At 60.3% G+C, this 23,820-nt stretch carries 18 protein-coding genes; 14 read left to right on the top strand and 4 right to left on the bottom strand.

Annotation, left to right across the window (positions count from 1 at the left end):
• Positions 1-49 precede the first annotated feature (49 nt).
• The 9 genes from G5182_RS00575 to G5182_RS00535 all read left to right on the top strand — a co-directional run bounded on the left by G5182_RS00575 (position 50) and on the right by G5182_RS00535 (position 11,744).
• Positions 50-526: a DUF2919 domain-containing protein gene (locus G5182_RS00575; RefSeq protein WP_216953818.1), complete on the top strand. Its 477-nt coding sequence runs from the start codon at positions 50-52 to the stop codon at positions 524-526.
• 299 nt (positions 527-825) lie between these two features.
• Positions 826-1,275 (top strand): hypothetical protein, encoded by a 450-nt coding sequence (locus G5182_RS00570; RefSeq protein WP_100653541.1) that lies wholly within the window; start codon positions 826-828, stop codon positions 1,273-1,275.
• 4 nt (positions 1,276-1,279) lie between these two features.
• Positions 1,280-4,270 carry a hypothetical protein gene (locus tag G5182_RS00565; RefSeq protein WP_227340708.1) on the top strand — a complete coding sequence of 997 codons (2,991 nt, stop codon included), beginning with the start codon at positions 1,280-1,282 and terminating at the stop codon, positions 4,268-4,270.
• A complete protein-coding gene (locus G5182_RS00560; protein WP_227340709.1) occupies positions 4,270-5,109 on the top strand; it encodes an FTR1 family iron permease in 840 nt (279 codons plus the stop codon). Before G5182_RS00565 ends, G5182_RS00560 begins: the two co-directional genes overlap by 1 nt.
• Positions 5,110-5,211: 102 nt before the next feature.
• Positions 5,212-6,636: an NAD(P)/FAD-dependent oxidoreductase gene (locus G5182_RS00555; RefSeq protein ID WP_421254070.1), complete on the top strand. Its 1,425-nt coding sequence runs from the start codon at positions 5,212-5,214 to the stop codon at positions 6,634-6,636.
• Positions 6,637-6,670: 34 nt separating this feature from the next.
• Positions 6,671-7,231: a hypothetical protein gene (locus G5182_RS00550; RefSeq protein WP_227340711.1), complete on the top strand. Its 561-nt coding sequence runs from the start codon at positions 6,671-6,673 to the stop codon at positions 7,229-7,231.
• A gap of 106 nt (positions 7,232-7,337) precedes the next feature.
• A complete protein-coding gene (locus tag G5182_RS00545; protein ID WP_227343065.1) occupies positions 7,338-8,666 on the top strand; it encodes a hypothetical protein in 1,329 nt (442 codons plus the stop codon).
• A 58-nt stretch (positions 8,667-8,724) separates the two neighbouring features.
• Positions 8,725-10,419, top strand: a complete 1,695-nt coding sequence (locus tag G5182_RS00540) for a hypothetical protein (RefSeq protein ID WP_421254069.1) — start codon at positions 8,725-8,727, stop codon at positions 10,417-10,419.
• A gap of 113 nt (positions 10,420-10,532) precedes the next feature.
• Positions 10,533-11,744: a Bcr/CflA family multidrug efflux MFS transporter gene (locus G5182_RS00535; RefSeq protein WP_421172186.1), complete on the top strand. Its 1,212-nt coding sequence runs from the start codon at positions 10,533-10,535 to the stop codon at positions 11,742-11,744.
• 80 nt (positions 11,745-11,824) lie between these two features.
• On the opposite strand, the gene nhaD is transcribed toward G5182_RS00535, so the two are convergent.
• Positions 11,825-13,249: a sodium:proton antiporter NhaD gene (gene nhaD, locus G5182_RS00530; protein ID WP_421208331.1), complete on the bottom strand. Its 1,425-nt coding sequence runs from the start codon at positions 13,247-13,249 to the stop codon at positions 11,825-11,827.
• 107 nt (positions 13,250-13,356) lie between these two features.
• Entirely contained in the window at positions 13,357-13,824 is a 468-nt protein-coding gene (locus tag G5182_RS00525; protein WP_005333716.1) for a DUF4357 domain-containing protein, read from the bottom strand.
• Between the two features lie 197 nt (positions 13,825-14,021).
• Here G5182_RS00525 and G5182_RS00520 point away from each other — a divergent pair, with 197 nt between their 5' ends.
• From G5182_RS00520 to G5182_RS00500, 5 genes are all read left to right on the top strand, one after another.
• The gene (locus G5182_RS00520) at positions 14,022-14,702 is read left to right on the top strand and encodes an ABC transporter ATP-binding protein (protein WP_150995785.1); all 681 of its coding nucleotides are present in this window, start codon (positions 14,022-14,024) and stop codon (positions 14,700-14,702) included.
• A 30-nt stretch (positions 14,703-14,732) separates the two neighbouring features.
• A complete protein-coding gene (locus tag G5182_RS00515; RefSeq protein ID WP_421251765.1) occupies positions 14,733-17,162 on the top strand; it encodes an FtsX-like permease family protein in 2,430 nt (809 codons plus the stop codon).
• The gene (locus tag G5182_RS00510) at positions 17,159-18,232 is read left to right on the top strand and encodes a lipocalin-like domain-containing protein (protein ID WP_421251766.1); all 1,074 of its coding nucleotides are present in this window, start codon (positions 17,159-17,161) and stop codon (positions 18,230-18,232) included. The genes G5182_RS00515 and G5182_RS00510 overlap by 4 nt, the downstream gene beginning before the upstream one ends.
• 392 nt (positions 18,233-18,624) lie before the next feature.
• A complete protein-coding gene (locus tag G5182_RS00505) occupies positions 18,625-19,389 on the top strand; it encodes an SDR family oxidoreductase (protein WP_201988134.1) in 765 nt (254 codons plus the stop codon).
• Between the two features lie 51 nt (positions 19,390-19,440).
• Entirely contained in the window at positions 19,441-20,268 is an 828-nt protein-coding gene (locus G5182_RS00500; RefSeq protein ID WP_421208327.1) for a bifunctional transcriptional activator/DNA repair enzyme AdaA, read from the top strand.
• Between the two features lie 349 nt (positions 20,269-20,617).
• Here the strand turns inward: G5182_RS00500 and G5182_RS00495 are convergent, their stop codons facing one another.
• Entirely contained in the window at positions 20,618-22,900 is a 2,283-nt protein-coding gene (locus G5182_RS00495) for an AAA family ATPase (RefSeq protein ID WP_124929297.1), read from the bottom strand.
• A gap of 404 nt (positions 22,901-23,304) precedes the next feature.
• Positions 23,305-23,577: a hypothetical protein gene (locus G5182_RS00490; RefSeq protein WP_005337011.1), complete on the bottom strand. Its 273-nt coding sequence runs from the start codon at positions 23,575-23,577 to the stop codon at positions 23,305-23,307.
• Between the last annotated feature and the right edge of the window lie 243 nt (positions 23,578-23,820).

Genomic DNA, 23,820 nt, shown 5'->3' with positions numbered 1-23,820 from the left:
TCGCCCCATATCCCCTTCATCACTCAATTCAAGTGGATAACGGGCAACCATGACCCTCTACCCCGAACACCGATATGACGATCACGGCCAGTTGCGCCCGCCCCTCTGGTTCTGGCCCATCGCCCTGTTGCTGACCCGCTCGGTCTGGCTCTTTCTGATGGCAGGGGTCACCCGCGAGAGCGGCAGCGAGATCCTGACCCTCTTTTATCCGGACAAGATCACCCTCTACATCAGCCTGCTGACCGACGTGCCCGCCATGCTGGCGTTGCTCGCCTGCGGCGGCACCTATCAGCAGACCCAAAGCATTCGCGCCAGACTCCGGCGCCACAGCCCGCTGCTGCTACTCTGCTCTGCCGTCAGCGGCCTGCTGATGCAACTGCACAGCCTCAATCTGCAGAAATGGTCGTTCAGCTGGCCCACCGCACTGGTGCTGGTCGCCAGCCTCTGGTCACTCTGGTATCTGCTGCGCAGTCGCCAGCTACGGGAATATGCTGCTGATGATCCTCATCAGGAGTCGAACATCTAGCCAAGTTTTAGCTGCAATCAATTGAAATAAATATAAAAAGCCTCTTGGTGAGTTGAACGCCCGACGCGCGGCCATAACCCCGAGCCGCAAGCTGCCCCGCTGTCGAGGAGCGGCTGCGCCCGCACTCTCGCCCCATAGGTGGCGGCCAAGCGGATAAGGAATTATCAATCGTCGTGTTAGGTCACCCCGTTCATTCAGGCTTGATTCATTATCAATGGAATTGATAACACTTTTCATTACTCTTAGTGCGTTATAAACTTGCTCCCCCCGGGCGGCCCCGCCCGGGTGCTGGAGCCTTTATGACAAGCCTTTCTCTCTCACCCCGACAATTCTGGCAGTGGCTGGCCTACCACCATCAGGCCGCCGAGGGCACCCTCTATCTGATGTTCTTCTCCGGCCTGCTGCTGTGGGAGCCGCTGACCCCGCTCTGGTCGCTGGCACGCTGGAATCTGTTTTTCCATGTGATGCTCTCGCTCACCCTGTTCCCCCTGCTGTTTGGCGCCTTCTGGCTCTCCCATCGCAGCTTGTTGAACCGCAGCAACAAACCCTTTTTACGCACCACGGGGCGGATTATTGAAGCCCTGCTGCTGATCTGTCTGGCCAGCGGCCTGCTGCTGGTGCTGCACGGCACTCCGGGCGATGCCACGGGCAACCTCGCCAGCTGGGCCCACTGGCTGAGCGCGTTGGCGTTAACTCCTCTGGTGCTGCGCCACGCCTGGCGCTGGACCATCTTGAAATGGCGCTCCTGATCCCATGTTGAAGTCATCGTTCTCTGCATATTTGTCACCCCTGCTGGCACTCGTCCTGCTGCTGACCAGCCCCTTCGCGTTTGCCCAGCAGATGGGTGCCGGGATGATCGCCTATGAGGAAGGGAGCGCCCCGCGCCTCGTCACCGCCAACCTGAGCACAGGATCGGTCACCCTGCTTGAGCGCGATAGCGGCAAGCGGCTCAAAGAGGTGCAGCTGGGAGGCGATCTGCGCCAGCTTGCCCGCGCCGATGACGGCACCCTGCTGGTCACCGACTACAGCGGCGATCGCCTGCTGCTGCTGGATGATGATCTCGATCTGGCAAAGGCGATCGCCACAGGCCATCGCCCCTACGGGGTCATCTTCGATGCCAAGCGGCAGTGGTTCTGGGTCACGCAGTTCGAATCCGCTCGCCTGCAGGCCTATGACACCGCGGGCAACCTCAAGCTGGATGCAGAAACCGCCGAGACTCCCCGCGGGCTGGCATTGACCGACGACGATCGCCTGCTGCTCACCCACGCCATGACCGGCCAGCTCGCCATCTATGATCTCGCCAAGCTTGGCCACGGCGCCAAGGGATCTTCGCTTCCCAAGCCCAAGCTCATTACCCTGGCCGAGACCCATAGCGACACGCCGAGCGACTCCCAGGGATTGCCGCGCCTGCTCGATGGCATCGCCCTCTCCCCAGATGGCAGCGAGGCCTGGCTGCCTCATGTACTCTGGAGCTTCAGCCACCCCTTCCAGTTTCAAAGCACCGTCTTTCCGGCGGTCTCCATCATCGATCTCGATGAGGAGAAAGAGCGGGTCGATGAAAGAAAACAGCTCTTTTTGCAAATCAACCTGCCAAGCGTCGGCAACCGCAGCCAGATCGTCTCCAACCCTTTCGCGGCGCGCTTCGCCGCCGATGGCAAGCGGGTCTACCTGACCCTGGCGGGCTCGGAGGATCTGCTGGTGTTTGACCTGTCACGCAGCGGCAAGTCCAACAACAACCGCCACCGCCGCAAGAAGTTTCAGGGGGGCGCCAAAGCGACCCAGCTCTTGCGTCACCTGCCGGGCCAGAATCCGCGAGATCTGCTGATCGATGGCGACCATATTCTGGTGCACAACGCCATGGGGCAGGATCTCACCCGCCTCAATAGCGGCGGCAGCGGCCCGTTTGCCCGGGTCAACGTGGATGTACCCCACTTCACCAAGCTGGTAGCGACGGATCCGCGCCCCGAGCCGCTTCAGCGCGGCGAGCGGCTGTTCAACCTTGGTAACACAGCGTCCAACTCACGCTTCCCCATGGCGGGGGACAACTGGATGAGCTGCAACTCCTGCCATCTGGATGGGTTCAATTTCACCAACCGCTATCTGATGGCGGCCCATCGCCAGAAGAGCGGTGACAACGCCATCAACGGCCACGCCAACCTCACCAACATGGTGGCAGGGGATTTTGTCGGCGAATATCTGCGCATGACCCAGCAGACCCAGGGCGGCATGGGCCATGACACCCGCGATGGGGCCGAGACAGTTGACCCCGCGAGGCCCCAACCGGAAGTGAAAGCGATGATGGAAGATCTGCACGCCTTCGTCACCGCTGATGGCAACCTCCCTTATCTTGCCAACTGGCTGCGGCTCGATGCCCCGCGCACGGATCCCGCCAAGGCGCCGACCACCCATCCGAAGGAGTGGCTCAACTCCGCCTCCTGCCAGAACTGCCACCAACAGGCGTTCCAGGATTGGAGCGAGAGCAACCACAGGCTGATGGGCAACTCCCACCCCTACTACAAGGTGGTGCAGGCGCTGGCCCGCCAAACCGAAGGGGAAGCGTTTGGTCAGTGGTGTCAGGGCTGCCACATGCCCCAGCAGGTGATGACAGGCCTGCTGGATCTGCCCAATGGCTCCCACATGTTCGAGCAGGGTGGCGCCTCGCTGATTGCCGCCCACAAGGCGGGCGAACCTGTGGTTGAGGAAGGGACCGGTTGCGTGCTCTGTCATCGCATCACCAAGGTAGAAGACGCGGGCGGCAACAGCGCCTTTACCGTGAATTTGAAAGACCGCGAGAGCTATGTGTTCGAGGATGCCGCAGGCGGCAGCCTCCAGCACTGGCTAGCCGAGCGGCAGATCAACGCCCGCCCGGCAGCCCACAAAGCCTCCTATCAGAAGGATTTCTACCGCGACGCGGCACTGTGCAAGTCGTGCCACAACGAGTTTGCCCCGGGCACCGGCGCCAATATCGTCAACACCTGGGACGAGTGGGAAAAATCCAGCTTTGCGAACGCGGAGGATCCCGCCAAACGGCGCACCTGCATCGACTGCCATATGAACCCGGAGCCGGGTAACGGCGGTGCGCCGGTCGCGGGTCAATCCACTGAAAACGGCACCATGAAAGCGCGGCTCTATCGCCACAACTTTACCGGCGCCCAGCACCAGCTGGTGGGGCTGCGTAATCCTGCACTTGAACAGGAGAGCCTGGCGCTCTTGCGCTCCAGCGCTACCCTCTCCGCCCGTATCGAACAGGCTGCCGATAGCCAACAGCTGGTGGTGCGGGTCACCAATACCGGCGCAGGCCATGCCCTGCCCACCGGAGTGGCCGATTTTCGTGAACTCTGGCTGGAGCTGACCGTCACCGACGCCAGCGGCAAGGTGGTGCTTGCCAGCGGCCAGCCGGTGGATGGTGCCGTCCCTGAAGATGCGCGACTGTTTCGCAAAGTGTTCGGTGATGCCGAGGGCAAGCCGGTGGGGCTCAAGTTCTGGCGCTACGCCAAACTGCTGGAAGATACCCGCATTCCGGCCGATGGCTGGCGCGATGAAGCCTGGTCGCTGCCCGCAGAAGCCCAAGGGCCCTTCAAGGCCGATATCAAACTCAATTTCCGCACCTACCCCAAGTGGGTCAATGATGCGGTGCGCGCCGCCGAGCCGAGCTTGCCGGAGCCACCCATAGTGCAACTCAATCGGCTGCAACTGACCCTGCAGCCTCTCTCCATCACGCCCGCTACGGAGCCTCAATCCTGATGTTTGCAAGTTTTCTGATTACCCTGCGCGAGGGGCTGGAAGCCTTCCTGCTGGTCGGCATCTGCCTCTCCTACCTCGCCAAGCTGGGGGCGAGCCGCTACAACAAGTTCATCTATCTGGGGGTGGGGCTTGGCCTTGTCGCCTCCCTTGTGGTCGCCTTCCTGTTCCAGGTGGTGGTGAGCCAGTTCGAGAGCGAGCGCTACAACCACCTGTTGATGGCGGGGATCCTCATCTTCGCCACTCTGGTGCTCACCTATATGGCGATCTGGATGCAAAAACAGGCCAAATCCCAGGTGGGGGCCATGACGGCGCGCATCGATGCAGCCATCGATGGCGGCAACCTGTTTGGTCTGGTGCTGCTCGCCTTCCTGGCGGTGATGCGCGAAGGGTTTGAAACCGTGCTCTTCTTCTCCGCCCTGCTCTACTCGGGCCAAGGGGTGGATCTGCAATCGGGCCTGATGGGCGCGCTGGCGGGGCTGCTGGTCTCCATCGCGCTGGTGTGGGGGCTGCTGCGCTCCACCCGCAAGGTGGCGCTGGCCCCCTTCTTCCGCTGGACCGGCCTGCTTATCATCATCATCGCCGCAGGCTTGATCTCGTCTGCCGTCAACATGTTGCAGGCGGCAGATATCATCACCTTCTGGACCACGCCGGTATTCGACATCAGCCACATTCTCGACGATCAGGGGGTATTTGGTACCTTCCTGCGCGCTCTGTTTGGCTACAATGCCTCACCCGCTGGCTTGCAGCTGCTGACCTGGGCCCTCTATCTGGCGATCTTCGTTACCCTCTGGCAGCGCAGCTATCGCCCGCAGGTGAGAGCCGCATCCAGCAAGGGCTGAGCCAACACGCCCTGTGGCAACAAGGCCACGGGGTAACAACACCATTCGGGAGCCGCGCCTTGGCGCGGTTCCCTTATCTATCAAGCAGTTTCGGAATAGGTCATGAGCGATAACAACAAGAAAAGCATTGCAGTGCTGGGCGCTGGCCCCGCCGGTTTGATGGCGGCCTGGCACCTGCGCCGCGCCGGTTTTGCAGTCACCCTGTTCGAGCAGGAGCCGGTGGTCGGCGGCATGTGTGCCACCCAGACCTTCAAGGGGCGCGATGGGGAGTATCGATTCGACTACGGCGGTCACCGCTTTATCACCAAAAACCCCGAGCTGCTCGCCTTTATCGATGAACTGATGGGGGACGATCTGCTCCACGCCGAGCGCAAGAGCGTCATCCGCTTTGGCGGACGCACCTATGACTACCCATTGAACCTGCCCAACCTGCTCAAGACGGCGCCGCTCGCCCTGATGGCCGGTGCGGTAAAAGACTTGCTGCTGTTACCCTTTGCCAAGAAGCCGGATGATTTTGCCAAGGCAAGCTTTGCCGAGTGGATCCAGAGCCACTTCGGCCGCACCCTCTATCGCCAGTTTTTCGAGGGCTACACGGGCAAGCTGTGGGGCATCAACCCGGACAAGCTCTCCGCCGACTGGGCCGGCCAGCGCATCAGCCTGATCGATCTCAAAGACGTGGCCCGCCGCCTGCTGCCAAGACGCAACGGCAGTATCTCGGTGCGCACCTATGCCCGCAAATACCGCTACCCGAAATATGGCTTCGGCCAGATCTTCACCACTCTGGGGGAGCGGCTGGTTGCCGAGGGAGTCGAGCTCAAAACCGGCGCCACCATCACCCGCCTTGAGCAGGCTGATGGCCGCATTGAACGGGTGTATTGGAAACAAGATGACGTTGAACAGAGCGAGCGCTTTGATCAGGTGATCTCCACCCTGCCGCTGCCGCTCACCTGCCAGCATCTGGGCTTGCCGTGCGATCTCCAATACCGGTCGCTTCGCTTCGTCAATATGCCCCTCAAACAGGAAAACCTGTCGGACAACACCTGGCAGTACCTCTCCGACCCCCATATTCTGGCCACCCGTCTGCAGGAGCCGCGCCGCCGCAGCCCCTTTATGGCGCCCCAGGGCCAGACCTCGGTGATGCTGGAGATCCCCTGCAATCCGGGGGATGCCACCTGGCAGGCGCCGCTCTCTGATCTGCGCGGTCGGGTCACCGCCGATCTGGCGAGCCTCGGTGTCGATACCGCCAAGCTTGGCGATGAGACCTTCGAAGCCCGCAGCGAGTACGCCTATCCGCTGATGGATTTGGGCTATCAGGCGCGCCGCAACGAAGCCATCAAGGCGCTGATGCCCATCACCAACCTCATCATGACCGGCCGTCAGGGGACATTTCGCTATATCTTCACCGACACCGCCATGGAGATGGGGATGATGGCGGCCGACATGGTGATCGACGGGGTGGACAGACGCCACGCCATCTTTAACCATCGCAACGAAAATACCGTGATTGAAACCCAGAGCGTGGCCTGAGTGCCGCGCCATTGGCATAAGTAAGGAGAACAGGATGACCATCCGCCCGGGTTTACTCGCCCTCACCCTGCTGCTGACCCTGAGCGGGCAGGCGCAGGCATACTCCTACGCCGCCGCCGGCAAGGAGCCACTGATCGACGCCCGCGAGGCGCTGCTGGGCGCCGCCACTGACGGCAAGGATGCCAGCGCCACCTTGAGCGAGATTGCCGACGAGCTGACTTATCTGGAACAGCACCACAAGGTGGAGCTGCAAGGGCCGCTGGCCGCCGCCATCAAGGGGAAAGACGCTGCCGCCACCGCCGCCCTGCTCAATCGCGCCTACAAGGCGGAGATCGAACGCCGCCTCGAAGGGGCCAGCCAGAATCTTGGCGACTACCAGACCGCCAAGGTGCTGGTGGTCAAGAGCAAGCGCTTCCTCGACTTGATCCTCCCCTCCCTCGATGAAGGGGATCGCAAGGCGGCCGAACAGGCGCTGGCCAAGGTGCTGGATGCCATCGGCAACCCGGGGGTATTCGGGGTGGGCGCCAAGCCCGCCGACGCCGCCGCCTTTGCCGCAGCGGAAAAAGCGCTGATGGCCGTGCTGGCGCCGCTTTGATGGCCTCTCATCGATGATGACAGCCCCCCTCATCCCCAACCCTTCTCCCGCAAGGGGAGAAGGGGGGCGTCACCACGGCCGATTACGCTTCGCTAATCGACCCTACTTGCTGATCCTGCTGCAACTGGCCTGGCTCGGCTGGCTGCTAGCCTTCCCGGTAGCACTCGATTCCGATGATGCCCTCAATTTCGCCCACGGGGTGACGCGCTTTAGCGTGCTGGAGTTCTCCCCCCACTTTCCGGGCTACCCCGCCTTTATCTGGCTGGCGCGGCTGATCAATCTGGCGGTAGACGATCCAGCCCGTGCGGTGCAGTGGGCAAGTCTGCTCGGTAGCAGTTTGCTGGCGCCGCTCGCCGCCTTGCTGGCGGTCAGATTGTGGCAACGGCCAAGCCTGCTCGCCCCCGTCTGGCTGCTGGTGCTGGCCCTGCCGCTCACCCCGACGCTGGCGCTCTCCGGCCTTTCTGACGGGTCCGCGCTCGCCGCCTGGCTTGGGGCGCTGCTGGCCTTGCAGCAGCGCAGATTCGCACTGGCAGGCCTATTGTTGGGCCTTATGCTGGCCCTGCGCCCCTCCTATTTTGTACTGGCGTTGCTACCTCTGTGGCTGGGGATGGCGCAAAAGGGAACACGCGTCAGATTTGTGCTCCCCATCGCACTGGTTGGGCTTATCAGCCTGCTCTTTGTCTGGCAGGCCGATGGCTGGGCCTATTTCAGCGAGGGACGCCGCTTTACCGACGGCCACTTTACCCTGTGGGGCAACACGGCGGCGGCCCACGGCGATCGGCTGCTGAGCTGGGCGCGCACCTTCAACGATCAGCTCACCCCGCTTTGGCCCTTGGCTGTTGGGGCGCTGCTGGTACTGCCGCTTTGGCAACGGTCAAAGGATCACAATGCGACCCCCTCCGTGCTCTGGACGCTCTACTGGCTCGCCCTGCTGCTCTGGACCCTGTTTGGCCAGAATCCCGACAATCCCCGCCATCTGGCCCCCGTCACCCTGCTCGGTATCGTGCTGCTGGCAGGTTGGCTGCCGCGCCGTGGCGAGGGGGTGGTCGCGGTGGCCGGATTGCTGCTGCTCGGCGTAACCTTTACCCTGCCCCGTCCACCCGCCATGGTGCAGGCAGCAAGGCTGGCAGAGAAAGCGTGCCCTGCGCTGGTGACCCAGTGGGGGGTAAAATTGCTGCGGGAAACCACGGCACTGCCGGTAACGGACGGCTGGTACAAGGGGGATGCGGCGCTGGCACTCTCTCAGGGAGCCTGCCGCCTCAGTCGCAGCCCCATCGCCGCGAACGAAATGCCCAGCGCGGTGCGCCAGCACTGGTTTGCCCCGCGCTTTGCCGCCGAGCCCGGACTCTGGCTCGCCATTCCCTCGCTGCAGACAACCCATGGGGAAAGTGACAAGAAACATATAAAGAGCACAAAAATCCGCCAAGGCAACTAAAAAAGAGGGGAACAACTCGGGTACACTCACAGCGCATCCATAACAGACGAGTCTCCTTATGCGTGTAACCAGAGAGTGGCTGTGGGTTTTGTCGGTGCTGACCGGGGCCTGTGCCCTCCTGTTGCTACCATTCTGGCTGCGCGGCGGCAGTCAGGGCCATGATCTGTTTCATCACCTGCTCTCCGGTCACTTCTTTGCCGTGCAACTGTGGCAAGGTGAACTCTATCCGCGCTGGTTGATGGAGATGAACGGCGCCTTCGGCAGCCCGGTCTTTTTCTTCTATCCCCCCCTGCCCTACTATGTGAGCGCACTGTTCGCCGGCCCCACCCCACTGGCCCACGAGGCGATGACGCCGCTGCTCTGGAGCAGCAGCGTGGCACTCTGGCTCTCCGGCCTGTTTGCCTATCTCTGGTTGCGTCCCTTTGCCGGCCACGGACGGGCGCTGGCGGCCAGTCTGCTCTATATGGCGCTGCCCTATCATCTGGCCATCGATATCTACGCCCGCTTTGCCCTGGCGGAGAGCTGGGCCTTCGTCTGGGCGCCGCTGGCTCTGCTGGCGCAGGATCGCCTCTGCCGCGGCGCCCCCTTTGCACTACTGCAGCTCGCACTGGCCGTCTCCATGCTGACGCTTTCCCATCTACCAAGCACCCTGCTCATTCTGGGCTTGCTCACCCTGCGCAGCCTGCTACTGGTCTGGCGCTACAAGGGGAGCACAGCGCTTGTCAGTGTCCCTGTCACCGCCTCCCCGCTCATTGGCACCCTGCTGGGCCAGCTCTGGGGGTTGGCGATGGCCAGCCTGTTGCTGCTGCCCGCTCTGCTGGATCAGGGGGGGATCTCCATGGAGCAGATGCGCACCGGCATGTTCGAATTTCAGCGCAACTTTCTCGATCGTTTGCCCCAAAGCCGTGATGACTGGCGCTTTCGCGGCCATCTCGCCTGGCTGACGCTGCTCACCCTGGCTCTGCTGCTGGTAGCTTGGGCTGCCGCCCGCGAGCCGCGCCATCCCGAGTTGCTGCTCTGGGGGGTCATTGGCATCCTGAGCTTTCTGATGATGCTGCCTCCAAGCGAGCCCCTGTGGCGCCTGCTCACTCCGTTGCAACTGGTGCAATTTCCCTGGCGCCTCAATCTGCTGCTGGTCATCGCTACCGTCGCCGTGGTGGCGCTGGGTACCCCCACCTATCGCCCGTGGCAGTGGGTCTGGTGGTTACTGCTTGCCCTCACCCTGCTCTCGCAGGGACTCTATGTACGCGAGGCGCCGCTCACCCAGGCTCCCGTAAAGAGTCAGCTCGACGGGGAGTTCGACAGCAAGCGCAGCGCCCGCGAATACCGACCAAAGCAGGTGCCACGCGGCATGTTTGCCCCCACCCTGCTGGCCTGGAAAGAGGAATTCCAGCCCGCCATCACCAGCGACCATCAGGGGGTGAACTGGCAGATCCAGCGCTGGCAGCCTCGTCATATCGAATTGACGGTGGATGCCCCGGCACCCGCCAAGCTGGTCCTGCACCAGTTTGATTACCCGGGCTGGCAGGCAAGGCTCGACCAGCGCCTGCCGCTGAGCGTCAGCAGCACCCGCAACGGGCTGGTGCAGGTCTGGGTGCCCGCCGGACAACACAGCCTCACCTTCACCCTCACCGCCCGCTGGCCGGAGCGGCTCGGTTACGCCATCTCGTTGCTGGCCTGGCTGCTCTGGCTGGGGGGAGTGATCCGCGCAGCGCGCCGACATGACCGAAAGCTTGATCCCCAAGGTGCCTGAGCGATCGGACACCTCCCCCTTTTGAGGGGGTAGGAACGTCATGCCGAGCGGGGGCAAACCTGATAGACTCGCCCTTCTCCCTTTTTCAACCAAGGTTCACCAGCGGATACCCTATGCCCCACGCACAGTCCCCCCAGGCCACCATGCTCTCTCCCCGTTTCCTGTTTATCCTGCTCGGCGCTCTGGCGGGTCTGACCCCGCTGGCGGTGGATATGTATCTGCCCGCCATTCCGGCCATCGCTCGGGATCTAGCCACCAGCATCGACGGTGCCCAGCTCACCATCAGCGCCTTTCTGGGCGGTTTTGCCATCGGCCAACTCTTCTACGGCCCGCTGGCCGACAGCTATGGCCGCAAGCCGGTGATCCTGGCGGGGCTGGTGATGTTTGCCATCGCCTCGGTGGGCTGCGCCATGGCGGACTCCCTGCCCGAATTGCTGGCCTATCGGATGTTGCAGGCAGCGGGCGGTGCGGCGGGCTCGGTGGTGGTCAATGCCCTGCTGCGCGATCTGTTCGAGAAGGATGCGTTTTCTCGCGCCATGTCGTTCGTCATTCTGGTGATGACCTTGGCGCCGCTGGTGGCCCCTGTGGTGGGCGGCTATATCAGCGCCCACGCCGACTGGCGGGTGATCTTCTGGCTGCTGGTGGGGATCAGCCTGCTGATCTGTCTGGTGATGCAGTGGAAAATTCAGGAGACCCTGAAACCCGAGCACCGTCAGCCCCTTAATCTGGGCCAGATCCTCAAGAACTACTGGGGGGTACTCTCCCATCGCGGCGCCATGGGCTACGTGCTGTGCGGCTCCCTCTCCAGCTCCGGCATGTTCGCCTTCCTGAGTGGCTCCCCTTATGTCTATATCGAGTATTTCAAGGTGCAGACCGAGCACTACGGCTGGCTGTTTGGTCTCAATATTTTGCTGATGATGGTGGTCACTTTCGTCAATAGCCGACTGGTAAAAGGGGTGGGTGCCGAGCGGATGCTGCAATACGGCCTGCTGGTGCTGCCCTGCGCTGGCGCCCTGCTGATCTACAACGCCTGGAGCCAGACCGGCGGTCTGTGGGGCATCGTCATTCCGGTGGTACTCTTTATCGGCCATATCAGTCTGGTGGGGGCCAACGCCATGACCGGCCTGATGGGCCACTTCCCGCAATCTGCGGGCACCGCCTCGGCACTGGCGGGCACCCTGCGCTTTGGCATCGGCGCCCTGGTCGGGATTCTGGTCAACCTCAATCCGCCCCAATCGCCGCTGCCCATGGCCATCGCCATCGCATGCTGTGGCGTGGGTTCCACCCTCAGTTACTGGCTGCTGGCGGGCAAGCGGGGCGATTGACCCCCCCTATCCCCCTCGGCCAGGAAAACGAAAGAGGCTTCCATCAACGGAAGCCTCTTTTCGTACTGGCGGGCAGACGTTCAGAACTGGGCACTGTTGAGCCAGAGGTGCGCCCCTATGCTCACCAGATAGCCGAGCAAGATAGCCGGCGACCATTTCAGGTGGCCAAAGAAGGTATACATGCCATGGGCCTGCCCCATCAGGGCAACACCGGCGGCAGAGCCGATGGAGAGCAGGCTGCCGCCCACCCCGGCGGTCAGGGTCACCAGCAGCCACTGCCCCAGCGCCATGTCTGGGCTCATCGAGATCACGGCAAACATCACGGGAATGTTGTCGATGACGGAGGACAAGACCCCGATGAAGATGTTGGCCATGGTGGGATCCGTACCCTCATACAACCAGTGTGATACCAGCTCCAGATACCCCATAAAGCCCAGCCCCCCTACACACATCACCACTCCGTAGAAGAAGAGCAAGGTATCCCACTCCGCCTTGGCGACCTTGTTGAACACATCGAATGGCACCACAGAGCCCAGTCTGCGCAACCTTTCGGTGTCGCCATTGCGTTCGTAGAGCGCACGCTTGCGTGCCAGCGAGCGCGGTAACGACTTGCGCAGATAAAACCCGAAAAACTGCAGATAACCGAGTCCCAGCATCATGCCGAGCACTGGCGGCAGGTGAAGAAAGCTGTGACACATGACTGCCGTGGTAATGGTGAGCAAGAAGAGCAACACGATACGCCTGGCGCCTCGCTTCAGCTCGATATGCTCGTTGTCGGCTTCGGGGACATGACGCGGCACCATCAGGCTCATCAGGATGGCCGGAACCAGAAAATTGAGCAGAGAGGGAATAAGCAGGGTGAAGAACTGGCCAAATTGCACCTTGCCCGCCTGCCACACCATCAGGGTGGTGATATCGCCAAAGGGACTGAACGCCCCTCCGGCGTTGGCGGCGATCACTATGTTGATGCAGGCAAGATTGACAAAACGCCGATCACCGTTGGCCACCTTCAACACCACGGCGCACATCAAGAGCGCAGTGGTCAGGTTGTCTGCCACCGGCGAAATACAAAAAGCAAGCCCACCGGTCAACCAGAACAGGGTGCGCAAGTGAAAGCCGGATCGCACCAGCCAGGCGCGCAGGGCATCGAATAACCTGCGATCCTCCATGGCGTTGATATAGGTCATCGCCACCAGCAGGAACAGCATCAACTCGGCATATTCCAGCAAGGTATGGCGGAAGGCCTGCTCGGCGACAGGGCTCATCCCTTGCTGTGCATAGGCGATACCAATCAGGATCCAGATCACCCCGGCGGCCACCAGCACGGGTTTGGACTTGCGCAGTTGCAGATACTCTTCAGCCATCACCAGGGCGTAGGCCAACACAAACAATCCGACACAAAAAAGACCGATTGAGGAGGATGTCAACAGAACAGGGCCACTACTGGCATGGGCGGGAGGGATAAACAGGGACAGCAGCAAAATAACTGGGGTAAGCGCAGACATGGTCTCTTCCTTTTAGAACCATCTGGCAATGATGCTAACACCTGGATGAAAAGAAAAATTCATCCAGGTCAATTAACGCTTAATTGGTTTGCTGTCGAAACGCGGGATTATTTCTTGCCGAAACCCGACTGCTTGAGGGTATAGCCTGCGCTGTTCTGCCAGGCATCCAGACCGCTGCGGTTATTGCCCGCCACCAGACTGGCGGCCAAACTCGGGCTGTTGAACAGCTGATCGGCGGTAAAGACAAAGCCGCCCTGACTGCGGGGCACTATGACCCCCTTTTCCAGCAGCTCGTGACGCAGCTCGATCACCGCTTCACGCAAAGAGGCGGCATCCTCGCCATTGGCGGTGGAACCGGCCAGCACCATAAAGCCCGGATTTTGCCGCTTGCCCACCGGATAACCGTGGGCCTCGGCCCCCTTGCCGTTGAAGTGGTAGAGCTCGCGCTCCCCCGGCCGGTTGTCGGAGAGTGCCTTTTGCAGGGTCATCAGCTCGTTGTAGATCTCGATGGGGACGACGGCAGCCTGCTTGTTGCCCTTGCTATCGATGATAAAACTGACTTGCTTGTGTAACATCCTTGCTCATCCTGTGACCCATGGAAGCCCCTATTCTAACCACCTCGGGCAAGCGGGATCCAGCGAGGATCCACTGCTCTTTTGCCGCCTTGATCACTAACTGGCACTCTTGATCAACCGTAAGGGGTGTTGATCAATGCTGGCCGTGCTAGCGTACCAAGCATGATGAAAGCCATTGACCATCAAACGGTTATCCCATGCTGACCCTGCGCAACCTCTGCAAGAGTTTCGATAACGGCAGTGAGCGACTGCCGCTGTTCCACCATCTCGATCTCGCCCTCCCCGCTGGCGAGATCACCCTGCTGCTGGGCCAAAGCGGCTGCGGCAAATCGACCCTGCTCAATCTGATCGCCGGGCTGATTGCACCGGATGAAGGGGAGATCTGGCTGGGGGAGACCCGGATCGACACCCGCTCCCCCGACGAGCGGGCGCGCCTGCGGGGCCGCCATTTCGGTATCGTCTATCAGGATTTCAACCTGCTGCCGACCCTGAACGTGGCCGAGAATCTGGCCCTGCCGCTGGCTATCAACGGGCTGCCACCGGATGAGGCAAAGATTGACCAGTTGCTGCAACGGCTCGATATGAGCCACAAGCGCGATGCCTGGCCGGAGCAGCTCTCCGGCGGCCAGCGACAGCGAGTGGCGCTGGCCCGCGCCCTTATCCATCAACCCGGTTGGCTGCTCGCCGACGAACCCACCGGCAGCCTCGATGAACACAATGCCGAACAGGTGATGGCGTTAATGATCGCGGCGGTGCGCGACACAGGCGCAGGCTTGCTGCTGGTGAGCCACAACCCCGCCTATGCTGCGCAGGCCGACAGGGTGCTGCGCCTCGAAGGGGGGCAACTTATCGAGCTCAAGGGACCCCGTCATGACTAAACAACGACTGCGCCAGCCGGAGTCACGCTGATGCTGCCACTCAAAGCGCTGCTGCGCCTCTATCGCAGCCACCCCTGGTTGCTGCTGATGAGTCTGGCCGGGCTGGTATTGGGGGTATCGCTGGTGGTGGCCATCGAGCTGCTCAACCACAGTGCCCGCACCAATTTTGTCGCAGCCCGCAGCCAGCTGGCAGGGGAAGCCAACTACCGGCTGGCCCCCGCTGGCGGGCTGGATGAGCAGCTTTACGTGCAGCTGGTGACCAGCCAGCCCGCCTTGGATGCCATGCCCCAGCTCCATGGCTGGCTCAAAGATGAAGAGGGACGCAGCTTTCAACTGCTGGGAATGGATCTCTTCAACCCCGGCCCCCTGCGCCAGCTGCTTGGCGCCCAACCCGCGAGCGAACCCGCCTTTTCCCTCAACCGTGCCGACAGCATCTGGCTGGCGGCCCCTGAGGCAGCTCGCCTTGGCTGGCAAGCGGGCCAGAGCCGCCGCTTTGTATTGGGCGGCAGCGATGGCGGCAGCGCCCGCACCCTGACCCTGACGCTGGCGGGCACGTTCGAACCGGGCGCCGTGCCCATGGAGCGGCTGCTGATAACCGATATCGGCCTCGCCCAGCCGTTGCTGGATAAAGCGGGTCGGCTCGATCGCATCGTCTTCAAGCTAAGCGACGCCGAGGCTCGCACCCTGCAGGCTACCCTGCAAACCGATTACCCAAACCAGCCCTTGTGGCTTGAGCCCATAAGCCCGGCGCTCGATGCCAGCCAGCTTGGCGATGCGCTGGCCCTCAATCTGACGGCGCTCTCATTGCTCGCCATGGCGGTGGGACTGTTTCTGGTGTTCAACGCCCAGCGATTTGTCCAGAGCGTGCGTCGCCCCCAGCTGGCCCAGTTGATCATTCTGGGGATGGGGCCGAGTCGGGTACTGCGTTGGCTCATTCTGGAGCTCGTTATTCTCGCCACCCTCGGCACCCTGCTCGGGGTGCTGCTCGGCAGCCTGTTGGCGCTCGCCTTGATGGGGCAACTGACCCAGGCGCTGGCCGATCTCTATGGCCCCAACCCCATCGATCTGTTGCGCCTTTCCCCTGTGAGCCTGCTCAAGGCGCTGTTGATCGGGTTGTTCGGCACGCTGGCCGCCAACCTGCCCGGCTGGTGGCAACTGCTGCGCCAATCCCCCCTCGAACTGCGAGCGGGAAGCAGCCGCCCCCCCGCTCACCCGTGGCGACGGCGCGTGCTGGCCATCGCCATCCTGCTGCTGTGCGCCCTCTGCCTGTGGCTGCCACAAACAGGTCTGAGTGGCGCCCTCTTTATCGCCGGCGGCTGGCTGCTGGCCATGGCACTCTGGCTGCCCGATGCCCTGCGCGGCCTGCTTGGCTGGTTGCGACGGCGCGCGGGCGGCCCCCTCACCGCCCGGCTCGGGGTGGCCGAGACCCTCTATCACCTCGATCGCACCGCCATCGCGGTGATGGCGTTGCAGCTGGCCATCGCGGCGGCCATCGGCATCGGGGTCATGGTGTCGAGCTTTCGCTCCAGCGTGGAGATCTGGCTCGGCCAGCGTCTGGCCGCCGATCTCTATGTCACCGCCCCCAAGGGGGTGGCGGGCAACAAGGGCACCTTGAGCGACGCCACCCTTAAGACTCTGCTCGCCAATCCGCTGGTGAGCGCGGCCTCGCGCCGCTCGGTTCACCCCGCCCGCTGGCAGGGGCAGCCCATCGAGTGGGCGCAGATGGACTTTATCCCCCAGCTTAAAGCGGCCTATCCGCTACTGGCCGGACGCTGGCCGACCCGCCCTGACGAGGTACTGGCGAGCGAACCGCTGACGGTGCGCCTCGGGGTCAAGGTAGGCCAGACATTGGCGATCAGCGGCGAGCAGGGGCCACGGCAGTTCACCGTCACCGGCGTCTATCAGGACTACGGCAGTGACAAGGGGCAGATCCTGCACGCCTTCGAAGGGGGCGCGGTGCAATCCCTCGCCCTCTTTAGCAACGACCCCGAACAGCTGGCCGACCGCCTGCGCGAGCGCTTTGGCGAGCAGCTCAATCTGCTCTCCGCCCCCGCCATTCACAGCGCGGCGCTCAAGGTGTTTGACCAGACCTTTGTGGTGACCGAGCTATTGAAACTGCTGATCCTCGGCATCGCCTTTGTCGGGATCGGCTCGGCCTTTATGGTGCTGGGGCTGGCGCGCCGTGGTGAGCTGCAGACCTTGCAGAGTCTGGGCTTGAGCCCCCGCCACTGCCGCCAGCTGCTGGTGTGGCAAGGGGCTGGATTGGGGCTGCTCACCGCCCTGCTGGCCCTGCCGGTGGGCTATGGCCTTGCCTGGGTGCTGATCGAGGTGGTCAACCCCCGCGCCTTTGGCTGGCGCCTCGCCTTCGAGGCCGCCCCCCTTCATGCGGTCACCGCCCTGTTGCTGGCACCGGTCTGTGGCGCACTGGCATCCTGGTATGCGGCAAGGAGAGTGGTATGAAACAGATCAAAGGGTGGCCGCTGGCGCTGGGTATGCTCTGGACGCTCTATAGCGGGGCTATCGCTGCCAGCGATCTGGGCGCCCTGCTCGGCGGCGGCAGCGACAGCTTTAAAAAGGTGCTGCCGGGGCAAATTATCCAATTGCCGGAGGATCACGCCGCCCACCCCGATTACCGCTCCGAGTGGTGGTATCTCACCGGCAACCTCAAGGATGATCAGGGGCGCGAATATGGCATGCAGTGGACCCTGTTTAGGCAGGGTATCGAGCAAGAACTCCGCACCAGCAACCCCTGGCTCACCCCCCAGCTCTGGCTGGCCCAGTTTGCCATCACGGATCTCGACCGTGGCACTCACCAGCAAGATGAACGGGCCAGTCGGCAGGGGCCGGGACTGGCGGGGGCCAACGGCGGCCAATATTGGCTCAGGGAGTGGCGGCTTGCCTCGCAAGGGGCGGCGCTCTTTCCCGCCACCCTCAAGGTGCAGAGCAAGATTGGCGAGCTGAACCTCACCGTCACCGCCGCCAAGCCGCTGGTGCTACAAGGCAAGGCCGGTTACAGCGAGAAGAGCCCGGGCAACGCCTCCTTTTACTACTCCTACCCGCGCCTCACTCTTCGCGGCACCTTGGCTCGCAATGGCGAGACCCGCACCGTCACCGGACAAGGGTGGTTTGATCACGAGTGGAGCAGCTCGGTATTGGCCGAGTGGCAATCGGGCTGGGACTGGTTTTCGCTCCAGTTGAACGATGGCCGCGAGCTGATGCTGTTTCGCCTGCGCACCAAGACGGGCCGCGCAGAGCCCGAGAATCGCTACGGCATCTTGATTGAGCGGGATGGCAGCAGCCGGGTGCTCACCCCCGACGCGATTCACCTGACGCCGGGCAACACCTGGCGCGGCCCCAAGGGGCAGGATTACCCCGTCGAGTGGCAGCTAGACGCCGCCGGAATGAGCCTCACCATCAAAGCCCGTCAGCCCAATCAGGCCATGACAGGCCGCTTTGACTACTGGGAGGGTGCGGTCTCTGTCTCGGGAGATGCTCAAGGTGTCGGCTATCTGGAGATGACGGGCTATTGATCCAGGAGCGTGGCTGTTGATTGCAACGGCCATAAGCCGCCGTCAATGCCCTGCCAGACGGATTTGATGATGCACGCAGCCACCATGACGCCGGGGCTCTCGCCCCTCACTGCGGCACACAGGGCGCGCCGCACCTGGAGCCGGCGATTTTAAAGGGGGGCATGATAAAGAATTCGGGGCGCAGTTCGCCCCTTTTGTTGCCGCAAAGGCCTGTATCGACATGTAGCAAAACGGCTTGGGAACAAAGAGAGCAAGATTCGGGTCGTTCCAGAAAGGAGTGGTTGCCATAGTGGGGCCAAACCCAAGTCGGTTGGAACCTATTGGGGTTCCAACCCACAGCCAACCCTGTGCCCCACTGATTTGGCGCACAACACACCTGCGAGGGAACTGCCATGTCATTACTGTCCAAAAAGGTCGCCATCATCACCGGCGCCAGCTCCGGCATCGGTCGCGCCAGCGCCATCCTGTTTGCCCGCGAAGGGGCCAGCGTTGTCGTCGGCGCCCGCCGCCAGCCCGAGCTGGATCTGCTGGTGGATGAGATCCGCCATGAGGGGGGCCAGGCGGTGAGTCTGGCGGGAGATGTGAAAAACGAGACTTACGCCCGCGATCTGGTGGAGCTCGCGCTAACCCGTTTCGGCGGGCTCGATATCGCCTTCAACAACGCAGGTACCACAGGCATGCCGGGCAGCGTAGAGGAGCTTGAACTGGCGCAGTGGCAGGAAATTCTGGATACCAACCTCACCAGCGCCTTTGTGGGAGCCAAGTACCAGATCCCCGCCATGCTGGCGCGTGGTGGCGGCTCGCTTATTTTTACCTCTACCTTCGTCGGCCATACCCTGGGGCTGCCCGGCATGGCGGCCTATGCGGCGAGCAAGGCGGGCCTCATTGGCCTGACCCGGGTGCTGGCTGCCGAGTATGGGGCACAAGGGGTGCGGGTCAACGCCCTGCTGCCGGGGGGCACCGACACTCCCATGGGGCGGGCTTTTGCCAATACGCCAGAGAGCCTCGCCTTTGTGCAGAATATGCATGCCCTCAAACGGCTGGCCCAACCGGAGGAGATCGCCCGCTCGGCCCTTTATCTCGCGTCCGATGCATCCAGCTTTACCACCGGCATTGCCCTGCTGGCCGATGGTGGGGTATCAATTTGTCGTACATGACGTTGTCGCCCCCAAGATCCTGCGACCGCAACCTTATCGTGAGAGCGCCTTATGTCTGATTACGCCCGCATCGCCGATGCCATCCGTTTTATCGCAAGTCAGGTGGAGCGCCAGCCCACTCTGGACGAGATAGCGGCGCACGTTCACTTAAGTCCCTTTCACTTCCAGCGGCTGTTCAGCCGCTGGGCCGGAGTGACGCCCAAACGCTATCTGCAGGTGCTGACCCTGGAGCGGGCCAAGGCGCTGCTGCAGGAGTCGCGCCCGCTGCTGGAGGTGGCCGATACCCTGGGCCTTAGCAGCGGCTCGCGGCTCTACGATCACTTCGTGCAGCTCGAAGCGGTAACGCCGGGCGAGTACAAGCAGCGCGGGGCCGGGCTGGTTATCGATCACGGGGTGCACGACACCCCCTTCGGCCAGGCGTTTGTCGCCCTGACCCAGCGGGGGGTGTGCAACTTCTCGTTTCTCGATGACAAGGCCCCAGAGGCACCGCTGGCCGCCCTCGCCCACAGCTGGCCTGCGGCAAGGCTGCAAGTAGCGCCATCACGCACCCGGGGGGTCATCCACACCATGTTCGATGGCAGCAAGGCGCCGGATCGCCCTATCTCCTTGCACGTGAGCGGCACCAACTTTCAGATCAGCGTCTGGCGGGCGCTGCTGCAGATCCCGCCCGCCAAGGTGGTGAGCTACGCCCAGGTGGCGAACGCAGTCGGCAACCCCAAAGCCGCCCGAGCCGTGGGGCTGGCGGTGGGCGCCAACCCCGTCGCCTTGATGATCCCCTGTCACCGGGTCATCCAGCAAAACGGCAAACTCGGCGGCTATCACTGGGGCGAGACCCGTAAACAGGCGATCCACGCCTGGGAAGCGGCGAGGTATGAGTGAAGGTGGCCTTTATTCTGCTCGGCCTGATGAGGAAAACAGGAATCTTGGTAGTGAGTCAGCAGACAATCAGGCAACGCCGGACAAGCGTGCGGCGATATAAAACGGGGACATAAGAAGAATCGGGGCGCAGATCGCCCCTTTTGTTGCTTTGGTTACAGGGCGTGGCGATCAGTTACACCACCCCAGCGGATTAACGAAACACGTAGGGTGTAATAAGTGCAGAGCATTGCACCATTTGCAGAGTGGCTTTTGTGCAAGGTATGAGGAACAAAAGTAGAGGTGCAATTTCATTGCACCCTACGGCACCGCAACGTGTTGTTATATGCGTGACTCACTTTCAAACTGAAGGCTAAGCGGCGCCAGCATGAACGACCCGAATCGCTCTCTCAACGAACAGGCGTAACTCACCATCTATGATTTGCACTTGATCCGCTGATGGGTTCGTATCGTGATGATATTGCCCAGCGTAACCGTTTATTTCATTTAATTCCGCAGTAATGTTCTGAGCATGAAAAAGTGGGCTATTTTGTGGAGCAGCATTAATAGCTTGAATTACCTGTCCGAACAGCAACCCGCTATCTACCATGCCAGGGAATCGGCGATGCAAATATCCTTCTAGCATAGGTCTAATAGACCTCGCAACCTCCATGCTACTTTGAGCTTCACCCGCTAAATATTCGCCTAACACTCTATGGCATTTGAAGTATGCCCCTTCACATTCTTTATCAACGTCAATCATAGCAAAATCACTATAGCGATTTTCAACAGTTTTTAATCTCAGACATACAACATGCTGAGGTGTACTTCCGCGTAAAATTTCGTCCCGCAGATTTCTCATAAAATGAATGTCGTGAACTAACACAATTAGCTGTCTGCAATTATCATGAACCCGTTTCAATATGGTACGAGTCTGCTGCTTACGATTAAGGTCTAGGCTGCAAATGGGGTCATCAATCACTACGACCTTACTTGCCAGATCAACAGTTGACTCAACTGATGCAATAAAAAATGCAAAGGCCAAAGTCCTTTTATCCCCCTCACTCAACGAGGTCTTGAAGTCAGGGACTCCGCCAGTTAATTCAATACTGGCTCCACGCATGTATAGGTTGTAATTGCTTCGCAGACCGCCTCGGTAGTTGAAATCTATATTCGGTATAGAGAATTGCGCACCAAATGCACGAAGCAACTGATTAATTCGGTCCTTGTAACTCTCAAGTGTGGTTTGCATGATCGTGTTCAAAGCATCTTTTTTAAGTTGCTTTTCAGCCTGTTTCAGTGCTTCTTCAGAAGTCGCTGTATCAAGTTGAGAAAGCATATCAACGACTTCTTGCCGATATCTGGTCTTAGCCTGTTCAAGAGTTGCAATTTGGCGATGCAAATCGTCAGTGCTCACCGTGGCAAGGTTTGTCTTGTAGTCATTAATTTGTCTAATCGCAGCGTCTATCCTGCTATTGCAATTCCTAACAATTACTAGAATTTGATCCCAGATAACTCTCAGTTCGTTTTCTGCTTCAATTGAACCGATTGGTTCAAGTAAATTAGCCTCCTTGGTGATTCTTAATTCATCCAGACGCCTTCTAATTTCCAAGAGTGCAAGCATAGAAGCATCAAAATTAAACTCCGGGGCTTGTATCTCGAGATGCTCCTGCCACCCATCAATGATTGCGCTAGCGGTAGAGAAATTTGCGGCAAGTCTTTCGATAATCGATTGTGAAGTAGCATGTGATATGAGCGTATCCAACGCAGCCACTGAGACCTTTAGACGATTATAATCTTGATTAAAATAGCTTCGATAAGCCTCAATTAGCTCGACACCGTCAAGAGGTTGGTTGCAATACGGGCAATTTTCATCGTTTCCATAGTTACGACCATCACTAATCCATTTTTCAAGGCCCGGCTGACCAAGTAGGTCTAAGTGTTGCCTGACACGTTGCTCAGCAGCCAAGTCGATATCAGATAAAGAGCGTCTAAACGTCTCAAAAATTTGACCAACATTAAGCGTTGGTTCTTCCAAGCACCTAGGCAAAGCTTTGGCTTGGATAAATCCGATGTTCTGAGCCTCTACGATTTGTTCATTTAATCTCGCGATCTGGGCATCTGCATCTACTACTTCGGCCAAATTGCGGAACTGACGAAGTGTTATGCCTCGATGAAACTCAGCCAATTGATTATTAAGTTCTCTAACTGCTTGTGCTGCCGCAACGGCGTCAGCGTCGGCTTGATCATATTCGTGCTGAGCATTTACTGCGTTGGTGCCTAGGGCAAACTGCAGAAGATTCCTTCTCTGATCAGTTGTTACTTGACCTCCTGCGTATACGTTCTTTTCCACAAAATCGGCATCGAATACCAATAACTCTGGACGTGGGTGATCCCACGCTGAGTTTGTGAATCTTGAATTCTGGCCGTTAGAGAATTGAAAATGGACTTCAGGCTGATTGCTGCCGTCTATTGTACGACGGCGACTTATCAGATCGGGTTCGTTAGAGGCGCATGATCGGAGGATTGACGTGAGAGTAGACTTGCCCACTCCGTTATCGGCGTAAATAAGACTCGCTTTCTTAAGACTATAAGCACGACCATTGGCATCATGAAGAAGGCCAACTCCCTTAACTCGGTGAATTCGTTCTAGCATTCTTTCCCCCTCCCCCGACTCTACGGGATAATGTTTGCCCTCTGAACTTTTGGCACCGGTATCTGGCAGTAAGGCACATACCAGTGATTGGATGGACGGCAGTATTAATCCGATAGTCTCCAGTCTGCTGCAGTTTACCTATGTCATTTATCGGGCTTTACACATGGATGACTCAAACGGTTGCCAAACGGCAATCTTAGCTAACGAGGTAAGCAAGAAAAGAGGGAGATGACAGTTTCCTGAGCAAGATCAATAAATTAATCAATAAGTACAAATACCGGCCACATATCAGCAGTGCCGGAGCATAGATAAAGAAAAGACGCCCTAAGGCGTCTTTCTTATTGCTGGAGTCTGGAGCAAACCGGTTAGGAGATCTCCCCCTCCCCGCCTTGCCCACAACCCTATCAGATCGGGGTAATGGAGGTGATATGGGCATCCCCGTCCAGTGATTTGAAGATCTGTACCACGGCTTCGCCATGGATCGGTTTGGCAAGCGGCACAGTGCTCTTGCACTTGAAGCGGTAGTTGGTGCCAGCCACCACTTGAGTGGAGACTTCAAAGGGTACGTACTGCACCCCTACAAATCCTTTCAGCGCCTGATCAAATACCGCCTGATCCTCGGCGGTCAGCTTGTGATATGCGGTCCATCCACCCACCAACACTGCTTGTTCTGACATATCAAACTCTCCGTGCTCTATGATCCCGACTCGTTTGGCCGTTCGGGCTGCGCCCCGTTGATTCAAGTGGTTTCCGGTCTCCACCGGGGGTCGTCACTGCCGATTGGCGCGATGACGATGAGCCCGTTTGCGCAGCTATCTGCAACTGGATCAGCCCTCCCCCCAGCCACAAGCCGCTGTTGACAGCGGGCTCAATTGGCATGAGAGAGCCTAGTGCGAGATGGCAAAAATGCCCCTGTCACA

Source organism: Aeromonas sp. 600948 (assembly GCF_049174875.1).
Lineage (GTDB): Bacteria > Pseudomonadota > Gammaproteobacteria > Enterobacterales > Aeromonadaceae > Aeromonas > Aeromonas veronii_A.
Note: the sequence above shows the minus strand (reverse complement) of the source record. Positions and strands in the feature narration are given on the sequence as shown.